The sequence below is a fragment of the Trinickia caryophylli genome (assembly GCF_034424545.1).
Lineage (GTDB): Bacteria > Pseudomonadota > Gammaproteobacteria > Burkholderiales > Burkholderiaceae > Trinickia > Trinickia caryophylli.
Genome location: NZ_CP139970.1, coordinates 2,860,007 through 2,881,055, shown reverse-complemented (window position 1 = coordinate 2,881,055; position 21,049 = coordinate 2,860,007). Strand labels below are relative to the sequence as shown.

The window sequence follows — 21,049 nt, the reverse complement described above, 5'->3', positions numbered from 1 at the left end:
ATGAGCACGCCGTGGCACACGCTCGACGCGGCGGCCGTCGCCGCGCAACTTCGCACCGACGAAGCGCACGGCCTCGATTCGGCCGAGGCTCGCCGCCGCCTCGACGCGGCCGGCCCGAACGACATTGCCACAGCCGAACGGCGCAGCGCGCTTTCGCTGTTCGCCGCGCAGTTCGCCGATTTCATGGTGCTCGTGCTGCTCGCGGCGGCCGTACTCTCGTTCGCCGTCGGCGACACCAACGACGCACTCGTCGTCATCGCGATCGTTCTCGTCGATGCCATTGTCGGCTTCGCGCAGGACCTCGGCGCCGAACGCGCCATTGCGGGCCTTCGGCGACTCGCCGCGCCAAAGGCAACGGTCGTGCGCGATGGCCGGCCTGCGATCGTCGATGCAGCCGCCCTCGTGCCCGGCGACCTCGTCGTGCTCGAAGCGGGCGCCACGGTACCGGCCGACCTGCGCCTAGTCGAAGCGCCGCAGTTGAGAACCGCCGAAGCGGCCCTCACCGGCGAGGCGGCGCCCATCGACAAGACCACAGCCTCCCTCGGCGACGAAAGCTTGCCGCTCGCCGATCGTCTTAACATGGCCTACCGCGGCACGACCGTCGCCTACGGGCGGGCGCGCGGCATTGCCGTCGCAACCGGCATGGACACGGAGCTCGGCCACCTTGCCGCTCTGATCAAATCGGCACCGCGCACGCGCACGCCGCTGCAGGCCCGCCTCGCCCGCTTCGGTCGCCAGCTGGCGCTCGCCGTGCTCGCGATTTGCGCGCTCGTCTTCGTCGCCGGCCTCGCTCGCGGCGAACCGCTGCTGCCCATGCTGCTGACGGCCGTCAGCCTCGCTGTTGCAGCGATCCCCGAAGCCCTTCCCGCCGTCGTCACCGTCATGCTCGCGCTCGGCGCGCGCACCATGGCGCGCCATGCGGCGCTCGTGCGCAGGTTGCCGGCCGTCGAAACGCTCGGCTCGGTCAGTTGCATCTGTACCGACAAGACGGGCACACTGACCTGCAACGACATGCGCGTGGTCGAGTTGTGCGCCGCCGGAGGGCCGCGTATCGCGGCGGGCCCGGTCGGCAACGACGAAACGCTCGCCGCACTGCTTCACGCCTCGGCATTGTGCAACGACGCCGGCTACGACGAACAAGGCAAGCCGATCGGCGATCCCACTGAGATCGCGCTGCTGCGCGCAGCCGCGGATGCGGGCATCGACAAGCGCGCGATCGGACGAACCACGCCGCGCAGAATGGAATACGCGTTCGACTCCGAGCGCAAGCGGATGACCACGCTGCATGCCGATGGCGATGCCTTCATCGCCTACACCAAAGGCGCGCCCGAAGCCGTGCTGGCCCGGTGCGCATCCGGGCCGGGCGGCACCCGTTTGTCCGCCGGGCAGATGATCTCGACCGCCGAAGCGATGGCCGCCGACGGGCTGCGGGTACTGGCCCTGGCTCGCCGCCGCTGGCCAGCCCTTCCCGACGCGCGATGCACCGCCGAGGAGGTCGAGCAGGCGCTCGAATTGATCGGTTTCGTCGGCATGATCGATCCGCCTCGCCCCGAGGTGCCCGACGCGGTGGCGAAGTGCAAGGCGGCGGGCATCCGGACAGTCATGATCACGGGAGACCATCCCGTCACCGCCCGGGCGATCGCCCGCGCGATCGGGCTGCTCGATGCCGCGCACGACGGTCCCGATGCGGTAATGACGGGCCGGGAGCTGGCCGCGTCGACCGATGCGGAGCTGCGCCGGCGAATCGAGCGGATCGCCGTGTTCGCGCGCGTCGACCCGGCACAAAAGATCCGCATCGTCGAAGCGTTGCGTGGAGAGGGGCGCTATGTCGCGATGACGGGCGACGGCGTCAACGATGCGCCGGCGCTCGCGCGCGCCGACATTGGCGTGGCCATGGGCCGCGGCGGCACGGACGTTGCGCGTGAAGCCGCGAGTGTCGTACTGCTCGACGACAACTTCGCGACGATCGTCGCGGCCGTCGAGGAAGGCCGGCGCCTCTTCGCCAACGTGCGCAAGTTCGTTCGCTACGTGCTCACTTGCAACTCGGCGGAGCTGATGGTGGTCGCCCTCGCCCCGTTCATGGGGCTGCCGGTGCCGTTGCTGCCGATCCACATCCTCTGGATCAATCTCGTCACCGACGGGCTGCCCGGGCTCGCGCTCGCCGCCGAACCGGCCGAGCCCGACATCATGCGGCGCCCGCCACGCCACGCGCGCGAGCAGCGGCTCACGCACGGTATGGGCTGGCAGATTGCGGGGGGCGGCATCCTCATGGCCGCCGTGACGTTACTCACCCAGGCATGGGCGCTCGAGACCGGCCACGCGCACTGGCAGACAATGACGTTCACCGTGCTGGCGCTCGCGCAGATGGCGCATCTGCTTGCGGTCCGCTCCGAACGGCCGTTGTTCTCGACGGGCCGACCGCGGGCGAACCCGCTGCTTGCGGGCGCGGTCGCGCTGACGGTGGTCTTGCAGTTGGCGGTCGTCTACGTACCAGCGCTCAACCCCATATTCAGGACGGCGCCGCTGTCCGCCGGCGAACTGCTCGCCTCATTCGCGCTCGCGGGCATCGTCTTCCTGGCCGTCGAGTTCGAGAAGCGGATACTGCGGCACGCGCGCCATCGCGCCACGCCGCCGGCCACGCACCCGCCCGATCCCGCTTGAACCCGCCCGATCCCGCTTGAACCCGCTTGAACCCGCTTGAACCCGCTTGAACCCGCTTGAACCCGCTTGAACCCGCTTGAACCCGCTTGAACCCACGCCCGCGAGCGTCCACAATCGTCACGGCTGCCCGAAACGACCCGCCAGGAACCCGGCCGCTCACGCCATCGCCCGACATGACCCAGCTGCGCACCAAATCCCTCGTGCTCGGCACGCTGCTCGCGTGCCTGATCGCTCTCGGCATCGTGGTATTGCATCTCTTTCTCATTCCCGTCGCCTGGGCACTCATCATCGCGTACGTGACCTGGCCGGCCTATGCGTGGCTGCGCACGCGGCTCGGCGGGCGCGGCGGCATCAGCGCGCTGCTCATGACCGCCTTTCTCGCGCTCGCGTTCGTGATTCCGATGTTCTCCCTGATGGTCCAGCTCACGCACGAAACGGCGGTCTTCTTCAGCGGCTCCGCTACCTATCTGACCGATCACCGCCAGCCACTGCTCGACCTCGTCGAGCGCGTGCCGTTGCTTGGCCGCTGGCTCGGCGGCTTCGCCGACAAGATCACGCGCGAACCTTCCTCGCTCGGCACCCAGCTCGCGCAATGGAGCAATCAATGGGCCGCCGAAATCGCCCAGATCGCGGGTGGGATCGGCCGCAACGCCGCCAAGTTCGGCTTCGCCGTGTTCACGCTCTTTTTCGTCTACCGCGACGGCGAAACGCTGCTCGCGCAAGTGCGGCTCGCGGCACGGCCGTTTCTCGGAGCTCGCGCCGATGTCTACCTGAGAGCAATGGGCGCCGTCAGCCGCTCAGTCGTCTACGGCATCGTGCTCACGGCGATCGCGCAAAGCGCGCTTGCCGGCATCGGCTACTGGGCGGCCGGCGCGGGCGCGCCGATGTTCCTTGCGATCCTCACGCTCATCGTCGCCTTTCTGCCCTTCGGCACGCCGCTCGTCTGGGTGCCCGTCGTCATCAGCCTTCTCGTGGCGGGCCAGACCTGGGCCGCCGCGGGCCTGTTCGCCTGGTGCGCGCTCGTGGTCAGTTGGGTCGACAACGTGATCCGCCCATTCATCATCAGCAGCGCCGTGCGCATGCCGTTTCTGCTCGTCATGTTCAGCGTGCTCGGCGGCGTGGCGGCCTTCGGGATGATCGGCATCTTCATCGGCCCCTTCGTGGTGGCGATGCTGATCGCCGTCTGGCGCGAATGGCAGGCCGAGCAGCTCACCGGGGCTCCCGAGCAGCGCACGGGCACGCCCGAGCGCCGTTAGCCGGCGCCGCCGGATCTCGTTCGTCTCACTTCCAGCCCTCGAGCCTGAGCGTCGAGCGCACGAGGCGCTGCTCCTCCTGCTCGATCTCGCGCAGGCATACCCCCACGCTGCGCAGATGCTCGCCTGCGGCACGCCGCGCAAGCTCCGGCAGCTTGCCCACCACCGCGTTGTACAAGCGCGCATGCTGCCGATCGATCTTCCGCTTGTGCGCCTCCCGGTGATAGAGGTTGTTCACCGATGCAAACACCGAACTCAGCAGCAGATCGGTCAGCGAGCGCAGCGTATGCACGAGCACGGGATTGTGCGACGCCTCGCAAATGGCCAGATGAAACGCGTGATCGAGCCGCGCGTGCGTCTCGGCGTCGCATTCGCGCCCATGCGCGGCCATCATTTCCTCGTAGCGCCGCGTGATCAGCACGTAGTCGGCCGGCGTGCCGCGCAGCGCGGCCAGCCGCGCCGATTCGGCCTCCAGCAGGCCGCGCACCTCGAACAAGTCGTACAGGGTGCGCGGCTGCGACCCGAGCAGATGCATCATCGGCGTGGTCTGCTCGCGCGACGCGAGCCGTGCAACGAAGGAGCCGCGGCCGTGGCTCGTCTCGATGATGCCGCGCGCACGCAGCAGCTTGAGCCCCTCGCGCAGCGCGCTGCGCGATACGCCGAGCTTCTCCGTCAGACGCCGCTCCGAGGGCAGCGCCTGCCCTTCCTTCAGCACGCCGTCGACGATGAGCTTCTCGATGCGCTCCGCCACCACGTCGGCGACATTGCGCGTCGCCCCCTCTTCGATGCGTGATTTCACTGGTATGACCACTTTTGAAACTCAATGCGGCACGGCGCCTGTAGCGCCCTCGACGCGATTCTACGCGCGTGCCGGGCAGCCCTGTAAACTAAATCGAAAAAACTGGTACGACCACTCCGTTACCCGATGGACAGGTCGTCGCAGCGCGTTCGACAATCCGCCCATCATCCGATCCGGCCACGGCGCAGGCCGCCCCGCTACGGGACGCATCATGAATTTCAAATACGACGAAAGGATCGACGGCGCGCTGCCGCCCGTCGACCGCGACGCGCTCATCGAAGCGCTTGAACGCCTCTGCCCGGGTATGCAGGTTCTGCACGAGCCCGAGCATGTCCGCCCCTTCGAATGCGACGGCCTGTCCGCCTACCGCACCGTCCCGCTGTGCGTGGTATTGCCTGAAACGGTCGAGCAGGTCGCGGCCGTACTGAAACTGGCGGCGGCGCGCGGCATACCGGTGGTCGCGCGCGGCGCGGGTACCGGCCTTTCGGGCGGCGCACTGCCGCTCGAGAAAGGCATCCTGCTCGTCATGTCGAAGTTCAAACGCATCGTGGCCATCGACCCCGTGGCCGGCATCGCCCGCGTGGAGCCCGGCGTGCGCAACCTCGCGATTTCGCAGGCGGCGGCGCCCCACGGGCTCTATTACGCGCCCGATCCGTCGTCGCAGATCGCCTGCTCGATCGGCGGCAACGTCGCGGAGAATGCGGGCGGCGTGCATTGCCTCAAATACGGCCTCACCGTCCACAACATCCTCAACGTCGACATCCTCACGATCGACGGCGAGCGGATGACGCTCGGCGCAGAGTCGCTCGACAGCCCCGGCTTCGATTTGCTCGCGCTCTTCACGGGCTCCGAGGGCATGCTCGGCGTAGTCGTGGAAGTGACGGTCAAGCTGCTGCCGAAGCCGCAGTGCGCGAAGATGCTGATGGCCAGCTTCAACGACGTCGAAACCGCCGGCAAGGCCGTCGCCGGGATCATCGGCGCGGGCATCATCCCGGGCGGGCTCGAGATGATGGACAACCTTGCGATCCGCGCAGCCGAGGACTTCATTCATGCGGGGTATCCGGTCGACGCGGAAGCCATTCTGCTGTGCGAGCTCGATGGCGCCGAAATCGACGTCGACGAAGACATCGCGCACGTAAGCCAGCTCTTGCGCGCGGCGGGTGCGGCCAACGTCACCGTAGCGAAAGACGAAGCCGAACGCCTGCGCCTGTGGGCCGGACGCAAGAATGCGTTCCCGGCGGTCGGCCGCCTGTCGCCCGACTACTACTGCATCGACGGCTCGATCCCGCGCCGCGAACTCGCGCGCGTGCTGCGCGGCATCGCGGCGCTGTCGAGCGAGTACGGGCTGCGCGTCGCCAACGTGTTTCATGCCGGCGACGGCAACATGCATCCGCTGATTCTGTTCGATGCCAACCAGCCGGGGGAACTGGCCCGCACCGAAGCGCTGGCCGGCAAGATCCTCGAGCTCTGCGTCGCGGTGGGCGGCAGCATCACGGGCGAGCACGGCGTGGGCCGCGAAAAGATCAATCAGATGTGCGTGCAGTTCACGAGCGACGAAATCGAGTTCTTCCATGCGGTGAAGGCGGCCTTCGATCCCGCCCAGTTGCTCAACCCCGGCAAGAACATTCCTACGCTGCATCGCTGCGCCGAATTCGGCGCCATGCACGTGCATCACGGCCAATTGCCGTTTCCCGAACTGGAGCGTTTCTGATGCGACGCGAATTCGATGGTGCCGACGCGAGCGAAGCGCTCATCCACGCCGTGCGCGAGGCCATCGCGAAGAAGACGCCGCTCGCCATCCGCGGCGGCGATACGAAGGGCTTTTTGGGCCGCCCCGCGAGCGGCGCACCGCTCGATACGCGCGCTCATCGCGGCATCGTCAGCTACGACCCGACCGAGCTCGTCGTGACGGCCCGCGCCGGCACACCGCTCGCCGAACTCGAGACGGCACTCGACGACGCAGGCCAGATGCTCGCCTGCGAGCCGCTCGTCTTCGGGCCGCAAGCGACGGTGGGCGGCATGGCCGCCGCCGGGCTTTCGGGCGCGCGCCGCCCGTGGGCGGGCTCGGTGCGCGACTTCGTGCTCGGCTGCCGCGTGATCACCGGGCACGGCAAGCATCTGCGCTTCGGCGGCGAGGTCATGAAAAACGTCGCGGGCTTCGACGTGTCGCGCCTGCTCGCGGGCAGCTTCGGCTGCCTGGGCGTCATTACCGAGGTCTCGCTGAAGGTTCTGCCGAAGCCGCGCGCCGCGCTCGACCTGACGCTCGAAGTGCCGGCCGCGGATGCCATCGCCCGCGTGGCCGAGTGGCGCCGCACCGGCCTGCCGCTGGCCGGCGCCTGCCATTTCGACGGCAAGCTGCAGGTCAGGCTCGAAGGCGGCCACGGCTCGGTCGAGGCCGCGCAAGCGCGCATCGGCGGCGCAGTCTGCGACGGGTCGTTCTGGCCCGCGCTGCGCCGGCTCAAACTGCCGTTCTTCGCGGGCCCCGCGCCGCTGTGGCGGCTCTCCCTGCCGGCCGCCGCGCCGCTTGCCGCGCTCCCGGGCCCGGTGCTGCTCGACTGGGCCGGCATGCAGCGCTGGCTCAAGAGCGACGCACCGGCGCACGAGGTTCGCCGGCTCGCGCGCGAGTTGGGCGGCTATGCCACCTGCTTCACGCCCGACGTCACCAGCGAGCCGTTCGAGCCGCTTTCGGCGCCGCTCGAGCGGCTGCATCGGCAACTGAAGGCGCAGCTCGATCCGCACGGCATATTCAATCCGGGCCGCCTCTACGCCTCGCTCTAAACGCTTTCGTACCTATCCCGAATGCAAACGAATCTCAGCGAAGAAGCGCGCTCGATCGCGCGGGCCGACGAGGCCGAGGCGATCCTGCGCGCCTGCGTGCATTGCGGCTTCTGCAATGCCACCTGTCCCACGTATCAGGTGCTCGGCAACGAGCTCGACGGCCCGCGCGGGCGCATCTATCTGATCAAGCAACTGCTCGAGGGGCAGCCCGCCGGCGCGAGCACCCAGACCCACCTCGACCGCTGCCTCAGTTGCCGCAACTGCGAGACGACGTGCCCCTCGGGCGTGCGCTATCACACGTTGCTCGACATCGGCCGGGCCGAACTGGCCCGGCGCACGCCGCGCCCGGCCGGCCAGCGGCTCGTGCGCGCCGCGCTGCGACGGGTCGTGCCCGAGCCGGCGCTCTTCGCCGCCCTGTTCAAGGCCGGCCGGGCACTGCGCCCAGTGCTTCCTCGCCAGTTCGGCGACAAGCTGCGCGTACACCGGCGGGCCGCCTTGCCGCGGCCGCCCGCGCGCCATGCGCGACGCATGCTGATGCTGGAAGGCTGCGTGCAGCCGACGCTCGCGCCGAATACGAACGCGGCCGCCACCCGCGTGCTCGATCGGCTCGGCATCAGCGTGACGCCGGCGCCCGAGGCCGGCTGCTGCGGTGCGACCGAGTATCACCTCGACGCGCACGACGCCGGGCTTGCGCGCGCCCGGCGTAATATCGACGCCTGGTGGCCGGCGATCGAGGCCGGAGCCGAGGCGATCGTACTGACGGCAAGCGGCTGCGGCGCATTCGTCAAGGAATACGGCGAGCTGCTGCGCGGCGACACCGCTTATGCGGCCAAGGCGCAACGCGTGAGCGCGCTCGCCCGGGATCTGGTGGAAGTGTTGTCGGCCGAACCGCTCGAGACGCTGCGAGCGCGCGGTTCCGGCCGGATCGCAGTACATTGTCCGTGCACGCTCGCCCATGCGCAGAAGCTCGGCGGCGCCGTGGAGGCCGTCTTGCGGCGCCTCGGCTTCGAATTGACGGATGTGGCCGACGGCCACCTGTGCTGCGGCTCGGCGGGCACCTACTCGATCACGCAGCCCGAATTGGCGCGAACGTTGCGTGACAACAAGCTCGCCGCGCTCGAAGCAGGCGGCCCCGACGCGATCGTCACGGCCAACGTCGGCTGCCAGCACCACCTGAACGGCGCGAAGCGTACGCCGGTCGAGCACTGGATCGAGCTCGTCGACGCCAGCCTCGCGCCTTGACGAACCCGAAGCCTTACAGAAAAGAGAGAAACGACATGCAAACGAAATCCGTACTCGGCGTGGCCGAAGTCGACACGATCCTCGCCGCGGCGCGCGACGAGGCCGACCGCCACGGCTGGGCCGTGACGATCGCCGTGGTCGACGACGGCGGCCATCTGCTCGGTCTTGCCCGGCTCGACGGCGCATCGCCAAGCAGTGCCTACATCGCCACCGAGAAAGCGCGCACCGCCGCGCTCGGCCGGCGCGAATCGAAGGCCTACGAGGACATGATCAACAATGGGCGCGTCGCGTTTCTGAGCGCACCGCTCAGCGGCACGCTCGAAGGCGGCGTGCCCGTGATCGCGGCTGGCCAGTGCGTCGGTGCGATCGGCGTATCGGGTGTGAAATCGGACCAGGATGCGCAGATCGCCAAGGCCGGCGCCGGACGCATTGCTGCTTGAATGCCGCTTGAATGCCGCTTGAATGCCGCTTGGATGCCGCTTCAGCATCCCCCTCGAACCAGCGAATCACACGGATTCACACCATGGACAACATGACCGACCACCAGGGGCTGCGCGTCGCCGAATCGCTCAGCCGTTTCATCGAGCAGGAAGCGATGCCGGGCACGGGCATCGACGCCACCGCCTTCTGGCAGGGATTTTCCGCCCTCGTGCACGAGCTCGCGCCGCAAAACCGTGCACTGATCGCCGAGCGCGACCGGCTGCAGGCGGCGATCGACGACTGGTATCGCACGCACCCGGGCCCCGTGCGCGATCAGCGGGCCTATCGCGCCTTTCTCGAGCAGATCGGCTATCTCGCTCCGGCTCCCGAGCGCGTCGCGGTCACGACATCGAACGTCGACACCGAACTCGCCGAGCAGGCCGGCCCCCAGCTCGTCGTGCCGCTTTCGAACGCCCGCTATGCGCTCAATGCCGCCAACGCACGCTGGGGCAGCCTCTATGACGCGCTCTACGGCACCGATGCGCTGCCCGAAGACGGCGGCGCGACGCGCGGCGGCGGCTACAACCCGGTGCGTGGCGCGCGCGTGATCGAGTATGCGCGTGCGTTCCTCGACAAGGCGGCGCCGCTCGCAGGCGGCTCGCACCGCGACGCGACACGCTATGCCGTACGCGATGGCCAACTCGCCGTCGATACCCCCAAGGGAACGCTCGCGCTCGCCGCACCCGCGCAATTCGCGGGCTTTCAAGGCGAGGCCGATTCGCCTACGGCAATTCTGCTCAAGCACAACGGCCTGCACATCGAAATCCAGATCGATGCCGGCGCGCCGATCGGCAAAACCGATGCGGCACACGTGAAGGACGTGGTGCTCGAGGCCGCCGTCACGACGATCATCGACTGCGAAGACTCGGTCGCGGCCGTGGACGCCGAGGACAAGGTCGCGCTCTACCGCAACTGGCTCGGCCTCATGCAGGGCACGCTGACCGAGGAGGTGGCCAAGGGCGGCACGACCTTCACGCGGCGCCTGAACACCGACCGCAGCTACCGCACGCCGGCAGGCGGCACGCTTGCGCTGCACGGCCGCTCGCTGCTCTTCGTGCGCAACGTCGGGCACCTGATGACGAACGGCGCCGTGCTCGATCGCGACGGCAACGAGATTCCCGAAGGCATCCTCGACGCCGTCGTAACGACGCTGTGCGCGCTGCACGACCGCAAGAGCAAGCTCAACTCGCGCACGGGCTCCATCTACATCGTGAAGCCGAAGATGCACGGGCCGGCCGAAGTGGCGTTCGCGAACGGGCTGTTCGATCGCGTCGAAGATCTGTACGGGCTGCCGCGCCATACGGTCAAGATGGGCATCATGGACGAAGAGCGGCGCACGAGCGTGAACCTCGCGGCCTGCATCGCCGCGGCGAGCGGCCGCGTCGCATTCATCAACACGGGCTTTCTCGATCGCACCGGAGACGAGATCCATACGGCGATGGAAGCCGGCCCCGTGCTGCGCAAGGGCGACATGAAGGGTTCGGCATGGATCGCGGCCTACGAGCGCAGCAACGTGCTCGTCGGTCTGGCCTGCGGCCTGCGCGGACGCGCGCAGATCGGCAAGGGCATGTGGGCGATGCCCGACCTCATGCATGCGATGCTCGAGCAAAAGGCGGCGCAGTTGCGGGCCGGCGCCAATACGGCGTGGGTGCCGTCGCCGACCGCCGCAACGCTGCACGCCCTGCACTATCACGAAGTCGACGTGCAGGCCGTCCAGCAATCGCTCGAAAAGGTCGACTATGCGAGCGAGCGTGCAGCGCTGATCGAAGGGCTGCTCACGGTACCCGTCGTCGAAAAGGCGAACTGGAGCGACGACGAGATCCGCAGCGAGCTCGAAAACAATACGCAGGGCATTCTCGGCTACGTCGTGCGCTGGATCGATCAGGGCGTGGGCTGCTCCAAGGTCCCGGACATCCACAACGTCGGCCTGATGGAAGACCGCGCCACGCTGCGCATCTCGAGCCAGCACATCGCGAACTGGCTGCGCCACGGCGTCGTCACGCGCGAACTCGTGGAAGAGACGTTCCGGCGGATGGCCGTCGTCGTCGACAAGCAGAACGCCGGCGATCCGAACTATCGGCCGATGGCGCCCGACTACGACGCGTCGTTCGCGTACCGCGCCGCCTGCGCGCTCGCGCTGCAAGGCCGCGAGCAACCGAGCGGCTACACGGAGCCGCTCCTGCATCGGTTCCGCCTCGAGTTCAAGCGTCATCCGCGGCAAGGTTGACGAGGCTCACGGCAGTAGGAGCAGTATCGATTACAGGAATCGGCAGTACTCCGTAGCGCCGTACACGAGCCGGTGCGGCGGCGGCGAGCCCCGTCGCCGCCGCACCGCCCGGAGCGCGGACCGCCGCAAGCAAGGGGGGCGGCGGACAGGAACACGGGTGCGCCCGGCGATGTCGGGGATGCAGCAGCGTCAGCACCGGGCAGCCAGCTCGAGCGCCACACGGCTACATCGAATCGAATAGCAAGCAACACGGACGACAAAAGATTCAAAACGGCCACATTCGGCCCATACAAGGAGACACAGAATGAATCCAACCACGGCGCTCCCGCCAGGAACGGTGTTCGCTCAGCCGCTGACACCGGTCGGGAATTCGCTTTTGCTCTCGTTTCTCGTCGCCGTCGTGCCGATCGCCATCGCGCTCGTCATGCTCGGCATCCTGCGCCGGCCGGCCTGGCAGGCGTCGCTCGCCGGGCTCGTTGCGGGAATCGTCATCGCCGTCGCGGCGTGGGGCATGCCCGCAGCGCTCGCGCTCGATGCCGTGGGGGCCGGCATGGCACTCGCCCTGTTCCCGGTCATGTGGATCGTCTTCAACGCACTGCTGCTTTACAACATCGCCGTGAAGAGCGGGCGCTTCGATCAGTTCCGTCAGTGGATGCTCGATCACCTGCCCGACGACCGGCGGCTCGTGCTGCTCGTCGTCGCCTTCTCGTTCGGCTGTCTGCTCGAAGGCATCTCGGGCTTCGGCACCCCCGTGGCGATCACGAGCGCCCTTTTGATCGCGCTCGGCTTTCCGGCCATCGAGGCGCTCACCTTCACGTTGATCTTCAATACGGCCCCCGTCGCATTCGGCGCACTCGGCGTACCGATCACCGTACTCGGCGCCGTGACCTCGCTGCCGGCCGGCACGCTCGGCGCCATGGTCGGCCGCCAGTTGCCGTTCTTCGCGCTGCTGCTGCCGTTCTACGTGGTCGGGATGTACGGCGGCATGCGCTCGATCGCGAAGCTCTGGCCCGCGCTGCTGGTGTCGGGCGGCAGTTTCGCGATCGCGCAGTTCGTCACGTCGAACTATCTCGGCTATCAACTCACCGACGTGCTCTCCTCGCTCTCGTCGCTCATCGTGACGGTCGCCTTCCTCAAGGTCTGGAAGCCCGCGCCCGATCCCGAGTTCGCCATCTCGCGCGCGGGCGCGAACGGCGCGCTGCGCAACGGTGGACATGGACGCGTGGGCTACGGCGGCTGGCTGCCCTGGCTCGTAGTCTCGGTCATCGTCATCTTCTGGGTGCACGCAAGCGTGGCGGCGATCGGCGACGTGAAGATCAAATGGCCGGGGTTGCACAACGCCGTGTACATGACGCTCTATCACAAGGCGTACGCGGCGGTCTGGGACTTCCAGCCACTCGGCACCGGCACGGCGATTCTGCTGTCCGCGATCGTCACGGCCGTGCTCACGCGCGTGAGCGTCGGCGAGTTCTTCGCCTGCGTGGCCGGCACATGGAAGCAAACGCGCATCGCCATTGCCACGGTGATGATGATCGTGGGCCTTGCCTATCTGCTCAACTATTCGGGCATGAGCTATACGCTGGGCCTCGGCGTCGCGTCCACCGGGGCACTTTTCCCGCTCGTCTCGGCCACGCTCGGGTGGATCGCGGTGTTCCTCTCGGGCAGCGATACCTCCGGTAATGCGCTCTTCGGCAATCTGCAGGTCGTAGCCGCACGCCAACTCGGCTTCGATCCCGTGTTGATGGCGGCGACGAATTCCTCGGGCGGCGTGATGGGCAAGATGATCTCGCCGCAGAACATTGCCACGGGCGTGTCCACAACCGACCTCAAAGGGCAGGAAGGCGTCGTCTTCGCACGTACGTTCTGGCACAGCGTGATCCTCACGCTGCTGCTGGGCGTGCTCGTGTTCCTCCAGCAGCACGTACTGTCGTGGATGATTCCGGCGCTGCCGCAGTAACGCTCGCGAGCGGTCAGCGAAGGGCGGCCTGCGGGCCGCCTTTTTTCTGCGACCCGCTTTGTCTCGTTCAGGGCTCCTGAGTCAGGAGTTTGTCGTCGAGCGGGCGGGCGGCCACGACGCAGTTGCGCCCCATCGCCTTGGCCGCATAGAGCGCGGCATCGGCCCGGGCCATGACCGCGGCGAGCGTATCGCCTGTGCCTACCTGCTCGATACCGGCGCTGAACGTGCATGCCGCCTCGTTCGCCGCCGCCTCGGCCAATGCGGCACGCAGCGCATTCGTCGCGCGCTGTGCGTCCGCTTTGTCCCGCGAGGCGAACAACACGGCGAATTCCTCGCCGCCGAGCCGGCCGAACAGGTCCGCGCGCCCCACCGCCTGCGCGATCACCGCCGCAAAGCACGCCAGTGCCCGATCGCCGGCAGCATGCCCGTACCGGTCGTTGACGGCCTTGAAATGGTCCAGATCGAGGATTGCGATCGACACCGGCTGCGCTTTCGCCGCTTGAGCCGATAGGGCCGAGATGCGCGCGGCGGCCTGCTCGATGAAGGCTCGCCGCACGAGCGCGCCCGTGAGTTCGTCGATCGTTGCAAGGCGCTCCATGCGCTCGGCGAGCCGGTCGTGGGCCACCATGACGAGCGCGATCGACAGCGAGGGGAGCGAAACGATGATGAGCCCGAGCAGGACGATATTGACGGGCGACGGATCGAGCAGCGTCGTCTGCCGCTCGATCCCGAGGCCGTAAACGATCGCGCGCGCTAGGTGCACCGCCACGCCGAGCCATGCTGCGGCGACGAGAAACAGGTAGCTGTATTGCGGGCGGCTGCGCGGCCGCCACCGCCATGCGAGCCATCCGACCACCGCGCGTACGTAGACATAAGCCAGCGATGTCAGGGCGATGCGGGCACCGGCATTCGGCGACACGAGCGTCCACCAGGCGATGCCCGCGATCAAAAGCACAAGCCCCGCCCACTCGGCGCGCGATGCGACGGGCCTGCCGAAGAACTGCCGTGTGCCCTGCAGTACGAGCGCGGCGCCCACCACGAGCATCGAATTCACCGTCACGATGAGCCATGGCGCCGCCGTGTCGATGAAGGCGACGAGCAGCAACATTGCGACCGCGAGCAGAAAGTAGGCACAGAACCAGCGCGGCAGACCGGCCACTTGGGCCTTCAGGAGCGAGCCGAGCACGGCAACGCTCATCACGCACGACATGACGGCGATGCCGAGGTAAGCGACTGGGTTGAGCATATCGATTCGTTTATTCGAGCCGCCGCGCCGACGCCGGGCGAGTGCCGCGCCTGATGCGGTACGAGACGGATTCCCCGCCGGTCTCGCGCCCGGCATGACCGGTTCGAGCCAGTATCGTCTATCCGCAGATAAAAGAGAGGCTATCTACCGAAAATACCGCAGTCCCAAATCGAAAAACGAAAGTCCGACTACGGAACTCCGGCTTGTTACAAAAAAATTCGATCTGCCGATCGCGGCATTTCCTACAGTGCATTGCGTTCCCTCCAGCGGCCGAGCTCGCCTCCGATCCGACGAGCCGGCTGCAACAGCCCGTGGCCGCGAAGCCCCGCAGTCTTGACCGACGCGCTGGCGGTTCCAGCGTTCGCGCCCTGTGGCAGTCGAAGCGGTAGTGTGCTTGGCGAGCGAAGACGAAAGCGACGCGAAGGCACGCCGACGACGCGCGTCGTCGAGACCCTGCGTGCAGCCGTTCGACATGAAATTCGCACCCGTGGCCGGGGGCTACTTCCTCGGCGATTACGACGGGCTCGACACGCGCGGCACGTCGTTCCTGCCGTTTTTCGTGAAGACCAACTCGAACACCACGAATCGGACGGACGTGGTCGCTCAACCCTGACCCAACTGCCGCGTTCCCCCTCCACCACCCGCCCCGCGTCCTCGCCCTTCCGGCGATGGTATGCGGGGCGCGCTTCGTTGTTATAATCCAATCATCCAGTCGATACAAACATAACGCCGGCGCATCCGCTCCGCGGCGGCGGCCAGCTACGGGTCTCCATGCTCAAACCGGAACGTCTGCACGCGCTCGCCGAGGCGCTTGCCAAGCACAATGTTCTGCATCTGCGCGATGCCGCGGCGTTGCTCGGCGTCTCGGAAATGACCGTGCGCCGCGACATCGCCGCCCATCCCGATCGGTTCACCTATCTGGGCGGCTACATCGTCAGCGCCGTGCAGGTGCCGAACGCGGCCGGCTACTCGCTCGAGCAGGAAAAGGATCATTTTGCGACGGCCAAGGCGCAGGCGTCGGCCCACGCCGCCCGACTGATCGCCGACAACGAAACGATCTTCATCGATTGCGGCACGACGCTCGCCTCGCTCGCACGGCTGATTCCGGCCACGATGCAACTGACCGTCGTGTGCTACTCGCTCAACGTTGCGGAGATCTTGCGCCGCATGCCGAACGTGCGCATGATTCTGCTCGGCGGCGTCTATGTGCCATCGTCGGACTCGTTCACGGGCGACGAAAGCCTCGACATGCTGCGCCGCATGGGTATCAACAAGGCCTTCATTTCCGCGGGCGGCATCGATCCCGCTCGCGGCGTGACCTGCTGGAATTTTCACGAGGTCGCGCTCAAGCAGGCGGCCATGGCGAACGCGGTCGAGCGGCACCTCGTGGCCGATTCCAGCAAGTTCGGGGTCGTGAAGGCCGTACGCTTTTCGCAGATCGACGAGTTCGACTCGATCATCACCGAAAAAGGCATCGAGCGCCGCGGCCGCAACGGTTGAGGCAACGCGCGCGGCCGTTCACGGCGGCCGCGTCGTTCGGCTCCTGCAAGCGAGTGGAATCAGCCGCGCCGGCGCAGCGCGAAAAACGTCCCGGCCACGAGAATGAACGCGCCGATAATGACTTTCTGCCAGGTGCTCGGCACACCGACGAGAATCAGCACGTTGTTGATGAGCGTGACGAGCACGACGCCGAGCAGCGTGCCGACGACCGTTCCGCTGCCGCCCGTGATGCGCGCGCCGCCGAGGATAACGGCCGCGATCACGTCGAGCTCCGAGCCGACGAGATCGAACGGATTCGCAATGCGGCTGTTGGATACGTGCAGAATGCCCGCGATGCCTGCCAGCAGCCCCGTGTAGCCGAACACGAACAGGTGCACCGCACGCAGGTTGTAGCCGAGGCGCTCGGCGATCGCGAGGCTGCCGCCCATCGCGTAGACGGCGCGGCCCATCATCGTCCGGTTCAGCAGCCACCACGTCGCGCCGGCCGCCAGCACCAGCGCCACGACCGAGACGGGCAGCACCGCATGCAAGCCGTCGGCCGTCTGATAGGCAAAGAGCGTGCGGCGCCCGAAACGATCCATGCTCGTCGGGATGTTCATGAAGAAGGTCGTACCGACGAAGGTCAGCAAAATCCCGCGAAGCAGATATTGCGTGCCGATCGTCACGATCAGCGACGGCGCCTTGAGCCGGTAGACGAGCAAGCCATTCGCGAGGCCAAGCAGCACGCCGCCCGCGGCGCCCGCGAGCAGGATCAGCACGAACGGCGCATCGGGCCACCAGGCGAAAACCGCTTTCGTGATCGAATACATCGTGAGTGCCGCGATCGCCGTGAACGACACGTCGATGCCGCCCGCGGCCAGCACCACGAGCGTACCGAGTGCGAAGAGCGAAACGGTCGTGGCCGAGTGCAGCGTATCGAAGAGCGTCGCCCACTGCAAAAAGCGCGGATTGAGCACGGCCACGACCGCGCACGTCACGGCAATGAGCGCGAGCGTGAGCCATTCGGGATGCCGCGCAAACCGGGCGCGCCATGCCGGCGCATCAGCCTCGCGGGCGGTTCGGGCCATATCGGGAGAACTCGTCATTGTCCGACTCATCGTTGCGCCTCATGCACGTCATGCATCCTTTGGCCCTCGTGCGCCTCGGACAGCAGTGCGCGGTAAAGATCCGCCTCGGCGAGCCCGCTCGCATCATATTCGCCTGCCAGGCTGCCTTTTTTCATCATCAGGATCCGGTCGCTGTTTTGCAGCAGTTCCGGCAGATCGTCGCTGATCAGCAGGATGGCGATGCCGCGCTGCGAGAGCTGCTGCATGATGCGATAGATGATGTCCTTCGAGCCAACGTCCACCCCGACCGTCGGGCCGTGAAGAATCAACACGCGCGGATCGATCGCGAGCCAGCGCCCTATGAGCACACGCTGCTGGTTGCCGCCCGACAGCGACTGCACGGGCTTCTCGATATCGGGCGTCGCGATCTGCAATTCCTTCACCGTCGCTTCGGCCAGCGCACGCGAGCGCTTGCGGTCGATCTGACCCAGGCGGTCGCGCAGGCTCGAGATCATGGCCGTGATCACGTTCTCGCGAATCGACTTGTCGAGAAAGAGCCCTTCGCTGAGCCGATCCTCGGGCACGTAACCGATTCGGTGACGCTTCGCGTCGGCCGGCGTTGCGAGCGCAATCGGCCTACCGTCGAGCACGATCTCGCCCGCATCGGCGGGGCTCACGCCAGCCAGCGCGCGCGCGAGCTCGTTGCGGCCCGAGTCGAGCAGCCCGGTCACGCCGAGTATCTCGCCGCGACGCAGCGCGAACGAGATGTCGCGAAACTGCGCGCGCCGCGAGAGCCCGCGCACCTCGAGCACGACCTCGGCCTGCGGCGCCGCATGGCGGTAGCGGTCCTGGGAAAGCTCGCGCCCCGTCATCAACGACGAGAGCTGCGCCTTCGTGTAATCGGCGATCGGCCCTTGCGCGACCTTCTGCCCGTCGCGCAGCACGATGACCTCGCCGCCGATCGCATAGCACTCGTCGAGCTTGTGGCTGACGAAGAGCACCGTCACGCCCTGGGCGCGCAGCGCGCCGAGCACTTCGATCAGATTCGCGACTTCCTTTTGCGTGAGCGAGGTCGTGGGCTCGTCCATGATCACGAACTTCGCCTCGCTCGCGATCGCACGCGCGATCGCGACGAGCTGCCGCGTGGCAAGCGGCAGCTGCTCGACGAGCGTCGACTGAAAGGCCGCATCGCCGGGCAGGCCGACGGCCGCCAGCGCCCGCGCCGCCGTGCCCGCCAGCACGCGACGATCGAGCGTACGCGCGAGCCGCCCGTCGTGCTCGGCCAGCTCGGCCGTCAGCGCGACGTTCTCGGCCACGCTCATGTTCGGCAACAGCGAGAGATCCTGATAGACGGTCTCGATGCCGGCCGCGAGTGCCTGCAGCGGCGCAAGCCGCGCGTAGCGCCGCCCTTCGATCACGAGCTCGCCCTCGTCGGGCGGCTGTGCGCCGGAGATGATCTTGATCAGCGTGCTCTTGCCGCAACCGTTCTCCCCGAGCAGGTGATAGATCTGCCCGCGCGAAAACGACAGCGTCACGCCGCGCAGGGCATGTACGCCCGTAAAGCGCTTGTGCAGGCCGATCACCTGCAGGAGCGGCTCGCCCGCCTTGTCCTGGTTCATCGTGACATTCCACCGCTGATCGCGTCCGGCGCGATCGTACGCATGAGCGCACCGGACGCGTGATGACGCCGTTCAGAAGTTGTACTGCTTGTAGTTCGACTTGTCGACGCTGACCCAGCCCTGGCCGCGTGCGATCACGCCCTTGCCCGGGCCCTTGCTGATGACGACCTTTTCGTAGCCGGGCATGCCGAGATCGAGCGTATCGCCGGGGCTGAACTTCTTGCCCTCGATCAGCATCCGAGCGATCTTGTTCATCGCCTCGCCGGCCAGCTTCGGATCCCAGAACGCGATGCCGTTGATCGCGCCGCTCTCGAGGTACTTGCCTGCCTCGCCCGGCAAGCCCGTGCCATAGACGCAGACCTTGCCCTGCAGCCCCGCTTCCTCGACGGCGCGGCCAATGCCGAGCACGTCGAGCGACGACGAGCCCTGGAAGCCCTTGATGTCGGGATGCTTGCGCAGCACTTCCTTCGCCACTTCATAAGCGCGCGTGCCGTCGTTGTTCGTTTCGAGGTTGTGCTCGACGAGCGTCATCTTCGGATACTTCGCCTTCGCGTTGGAGATGCCGCCCTCGGCCCATTGCACCTGCGAGCGACTGCCGAGCGAGCCCACGAGCGTCGCCCACTTGCCGTCGCTCTTCATGCAGCTCGCGAGCCGCTCGTTGAGCGCGGCACCGTAGGCCGAGTTGTCGAACGCCTCGAGGTCGACCATGGTGTTCTTCGCGTTGTCGGCCTCGTGCGTGACGACCTTGATGCCGCGGTCCATGGCCTTTTTCAACACGGGCTCGAGCGTGGGCGGGTCATAGGGCACGACGGCCAGCGCGCTCACCTTCTTCGCGATCAGGTCCTCGATGATCTTCGCCTGCTGCGCGGCGTCCGCCCGGCCCGGCCCCGTCTGATAGGCGTTCACGCCCGTCGCTTTCGCGAATTCCTTCACGCCCTCGTCCATGCGGTTGAACCAGCTGATGCCGGTCACCTTCACGACCGTGACGATCGTATCGTTCGTTGCCGCCTGGGCCGTCAGCACGAGGCCCGCGGCAAGCGCGCACGCTGAGATCCCAATGCCGAGTCGAGTCGATTTCATAGCCGATGTCTCCTGTCCTTGTTCGTTCGCTTGACGCCCCTTCCCATGCAGCGCAACGCCCGAGGCTCGACGCGCGCCGTTCGCAATGCCGGCCGCTCAGCCGCCCGCGCGATGCCCTTGCCCGGCTGGCGGCCTGGCCTTCAATCCGAAGATCGCGCGGATCCGCCCGCTGTCGGCAAACGCGAGCGACAGGAGCAGCAGAAATCCCCATGTGCAATCGCCGAAGAACTGCGAAACGTTCATGAGGTTGAAGAGGCTCGAAAGAAACTGCAGCACCGTGGCCGCGAAGAACACGCAGATCACGCGCCCATAGCCGCCTGCGGGATTCACGCCGCCCATCACGGCGATCAGGATCGCGATCAGCAGATACGAATTGCCGTAGTCCCACTTCGCGCTCATCGTGTGGGTCACGCTGACGAGACCCGCCAGGGACGCGAGCAGGCCGCAGACCGTATAGGTGGCGACGAGCATGCGCGTGTTCGGCACGCCGGCATAGAAGGCGGCGCGCTGGTTCGTGCCCATCAGATAAAGCCGCAGGCCGAACGGCGTCCGCTTGAGCAGCCATCCGAGCGCCACCGCGGCTGCCAGAAAGATGCAAAACGATACGGGCACCTGATAGAAGGTGCCGTTGCCGATGTCCGAAAGCGGCTCGATGTAGTCGATGTGCACGGACGCCCCGTTGCTCAATGCGACCGCCAGGCCCGTGAAGACGAGTTGCGTGCCGAGCGTGCAGAGAATCGGCGTGAGCTTCAGGCGTGCGATCACCAGCCCGTTGACCAACCCGCCTGCGAGCCCCATGCAGACGACGATCGCGCAAAAGAGCGCCGTGTAGAGCACGGGCGAATCGTCGCCGCTCACGAATTGCGGCACGACGAGCGCGGCCACCATGCCCGAGAGATTGGCGAGGCCGACGCCCGACAGGTCGATACCGCCGTTGCCGGAAAGCATCGACAGCATGATGCCGAACGCGAGCAGCCCGACTTCGGGCAACTGCGAGCCCATCGACTGCAGGTTGTCGATGCCGGCGAACTGGCCCCGCGAAACGGCAATGGCCACGAGCACGACCAGCGCGTTGACCGCCAGCAGAAAGTTGAGCTGGCGATCGGCAAAGCATGCGCGAAGACTGAACGAAGGCTTCATGGTCACCATGCGCTCCTCACG

The 21,049-nt window shown here is 67.2% G+C and carries 15 protein-coding genes and 1 pseudogene; 10 read left to right on the top strand and 6 right to left on the bottom strand.

The features are described from left to right. Both U0034_RS12940 and U0034_RS12935 read left to right on the top strand, forming a co-directional pair. On the top strand, positions 1-2,661 hold the full coding sequence (locus tag U0034_RS12940) for a cation-translocating P-type ATPase (protein ID WP_199187066.1): 2,661 nt from the start codon (positions 1-3) through the stop codon (positions 2,659-2,661). A gap of 173 nt (positions 2,662-2,834) precedes the next feature. Continuing rightward, a complete protein-coding gene (locus U0034_RS12935) occupies positions 2,835-3,917 on the top strand; it encodes an AI-2E family transporter (protein ID WP_085227995.1) in 1,083 nt (360 codons plus the stop codon). 25 nt (positions 3,918-3,942) lie between these two features. Here U0034_RS12935 and glcC read toward each other — a convergent pair whose 3' ends face one another. Beyond that, positions 3,943-4,725, bottom strand: coding sequence for a transcriptional regulator GlcC (gene glcC / locus U0034_RS12930; RefSeq protein ID WP_386092133.1), 783 nt, complete (start codon positions 4,723-4,725; stop codon positions 3,943-3,945). A 199-nt stretch (positions 4,726-4,924) separates the two neighbouring features. Between glcC and glcD the strand changes: the two genes are divergently transcribed. The 6 genes from glcD to U0034_RS12900 all read left to right on the top strand — a co-directional run bounded on the left by glcD (position 4,925) and on the right by U0034_RS12900 (position 13,397). Beyond that, positions 4,925-6,424, top strand: a complete 1,500-nt coding sequence (gene glcD, locus U0034_RS12925; protein WP_085227993.1) for a glycolate oxidase subunit GlcD — start codon at positions 4,925-4,927, stop codon at positions 6,422-6,424. Next, positions 6,424-7,491 carry a glycolate oxidase subunit GlcE gene (glcE, locus tag U0034_RS12920; RefSeq protein WP_085227992.1) on the top strand — a complete coding sequence of 356 codons (1,068 nt, stop codon included), beginning with the start codon at positions 6,424-6,426 and terminating at the stop codon, positions 7,489-7,491. The genes glcD and glcE overlap by 1 nt, the downstream gene beginning before the upstream one ends. A 21-nt stretch (positions 7,492-7,512) precedes the next feature. Beyond that, complete coding sequence (glcF, locus tag U0034_RS12915) at positions 7,513-8,733, top strand: glycolate oxidase subunit GlcF (RefSeq protein ID WP_085227991.1); 1,221 nt, start codon at positions 7,513-7,515, stop codon at positions 8,731-8,733. A 35-nt stretch (positions 8,734-8,768) separates the two neighbouring features. Then, on the top strand, positions 8,769-9,173 hold the full coding sequence (locus U0034_RS12910; protein WP_085227990.1) for a heme-binding protein: 405 nt from the start codon (positions 8,769-8,771) through the stop codon (positions 9,171-9,173). A 92-nt stretch (positions 9,174-9,265) separates the two neighbouring features. Next, entirely contained in the window at positions 9,266-11,440 is a 2,175-nt protein-coding gene (locus U0034_RS12905; protein WP_085228120.1) for a malate synthase G, read from the top strand. A gap of 304 nt (positions 11,441-11,744) precedes the next feature. Continuing rightward, positions 11,745-13,397 carry an L-lactate permease gene (locus U0034_RS12900; protein ID WP_085227989.1) on the top strand — a complete coding sequence of 551 codons (1,653 nt, stop codon included), beginning with the start codon at positions 11,745-11,747 and terminating at the stop codon, positions 13,395-13,397. 67 nt (positions 13,398-13,464) lie between these two features. Here the strand turns inward: U0034_RS12900 and U0034_RS12895 are convergent, their stop codons facing one another. Continuing rightward, the gene (locus U0034_RS12895) at positions 13,465-14,643 is read right to left on the bottom strand and encodes a GGDEF domain-containing protein (RefSeq protein WP_085227988.1); all 1,179 of its coding nucleotides are present in this window, start codon (positions 14,641-14,643) and stop codon (positions 13,465-13,467) included. 457 nt (positions 14,644-15,100) lie between these two features. Between U0034_RS12895 and U0034_RS12890 the strand changes: the two are divergent. After that, positions 15,101-15,256 (top strand): annotated as a pseudogene (locus tag U0034_RS12890) (exo-alpha-sialidase); the annotation flags it as partial. Positions 15,257-15,414: 158 nt separating this feature from the next. After that, positions 15,415-16,143 (top strand): DeoR/GlpR family DNA-binding transcription regulator, encoded by a 729-nt coding sequence (locus U0034_RS12885; protein WP_085227986.1) that lies wholly within the window; start codon positions 15,415-15,417, stop codon positions 16,141-16,143. Positions 16,144-16,202: 59 nt separating this feature from the next. On the opposite strand, the gene U0034_RS12880 is transcribed toward U0034_RS12885, so the two are convergent. From U0034_RS12880 to U0034_RS12865, 4 genes are all read right to left on the bottom strand, one after another. Next, the gene (locus U0034_RS12880) at positions 16,203-17,210 is read right to left on the bottom strand and encodes an ABC transporter permease (protein ID WP_233211936.1); all 1,008 of its coding nucleotides are present in this window, start codon (positions 17,208-17,210) and stop codon (positions 16,203-16,205) included. 26 nt (positions 17,211-17,236) lie between these two features. Continuing rightward, positions 17,237-18,808 carry a sugar ABC transporter ATP-binding protein gene (locus U0034_RS12875; RefSeq protein ID WP_085227984.1) on the bottom strand — a complete coding sequence of 524 codons (1,572 nt, stop codon included), beginning with the start codon at positions 18,806-18,808 and terminating at the stop codon, positions 17,237-17,239. A gap of 72 nt (positions 18,809-18,880) precedes the next feature. Then, positions 18,881-19,888: an autoinducer 2 ABC transporter substrate-binding protein gene (locus U0034_RS12870; RefSeq protein WP_085227983.1), complete on the bottom strand. Its 1,008-nt coding sequence runs from the start codon at positions 19,886-19,888 to the stop codon at positions 18,881-18,883. Between the two features lie 96 nt (positions 19,889-19,984). Further along, on the bottom strand, positions 19,985-21,028 hold the full coding sequence (locus U0034_RS12865; protein WP_085228119.1) for an ABC transporter permease: 1,044 nt from the start codon (positions 21,026-21,028) through the stop codon (positions 19,985-19,987). Positions 21,029-21,049: the final 21 nt, after the last annotated feature.

Coding starts and splice junctions, on each gene's coding strand:
- U0034_RS12940 (WP_199187066.1), top strand. CDS start 1: ATGAGCACGCCGTGGCACACGCTCGACGCGGCGGCCGTCGCCGCGCAA.
- U0034_RS12935 (WP_085227995.1), top strand. CDS start 2,835: ATGACCCAGCTGCGCACCAAATCCCTCGTGCTCGGCACGCTGCTCGCG.
- glcD (WP_085227993.1), top strand. CDS start 4,925: ATGAATTTCAAATACGACGAAAGGATCGACGGCGCGCTGCCGCCCGTC.
- glcE (WP_085227992.1), top strand. CDS start 6,424: ATGCGACGCGAATTCGATGGTGCCGACGCGAGCGAAGCGCTCATCCAC.
- glcF (WP_085227991.1), top strand. CDS start 7,513: ATGCAAACGAATCTCAGCGAAGAAGCGCGCTCGATCGCGCGGGCCGAC.
- U0034_RS12910 (WP_085227990.1), top strand. CDS start 8,769: ATGCAAACGAAATCCGTACTCGGCGTGGCCGAAGTCGACACGATCCTC.
- U0034_RS12905 (WP_085228120.1), top strand. CDS start 9,266: ATGACCGACCACCAGGGGCTGCGCGTCGCCGAATCGCTCAGCCGTTTC.
- U0034_RS12900 (WP_085227989.1), top strand. CDS start 11,745: ATGAATCCAACCACGGCGCTCCCGCCAGGAACGGTGTTCGCTCAGCCG.
- U0034_RS12895 (WP_085227988.1), bottom strand. CDS start 14,643: ATGCTCAACCCAGTCGCTTACCTCGGCATCGCCGTCATGTCGTGCGTG.
- U0034_RS12885 (WP_085227986.1), top strand. CDS start 15,415: ATGCTCAAACCGGAACGTCTGCACGCGCTCGCCGAGGCGCTTGCCAAG.
- U0034_RS12880 (WP_233211936.1), bottom strand. CDS start 17,210: ATGGCCCGAACCGCCCGCGAGGCTGATGCGCCGGCATGGCGCGCCCGG.
- U0034_RS12875 (WP_085227984.1), bottom strand. CDS start 18,808: ATGAACCAGGACAAGGCGGGCGAGCCGCTCCTGCAGGTGATCGGCCTG.
- U0034_RS12870 (WP_085227983.1), bottom strand. CDS start 19,888: ATGAAATCGACTCGACTCGGCATTGGGATCTCAGCGTGCGCGCTTGCC.
- U0034_RS12865 (WP_085228119.1), bottom strand. CDS start 21,028: ATGAAGCCTTCGTTCAGTCTTCGCGCATGCTTTGCCGATCGCCAGCTC.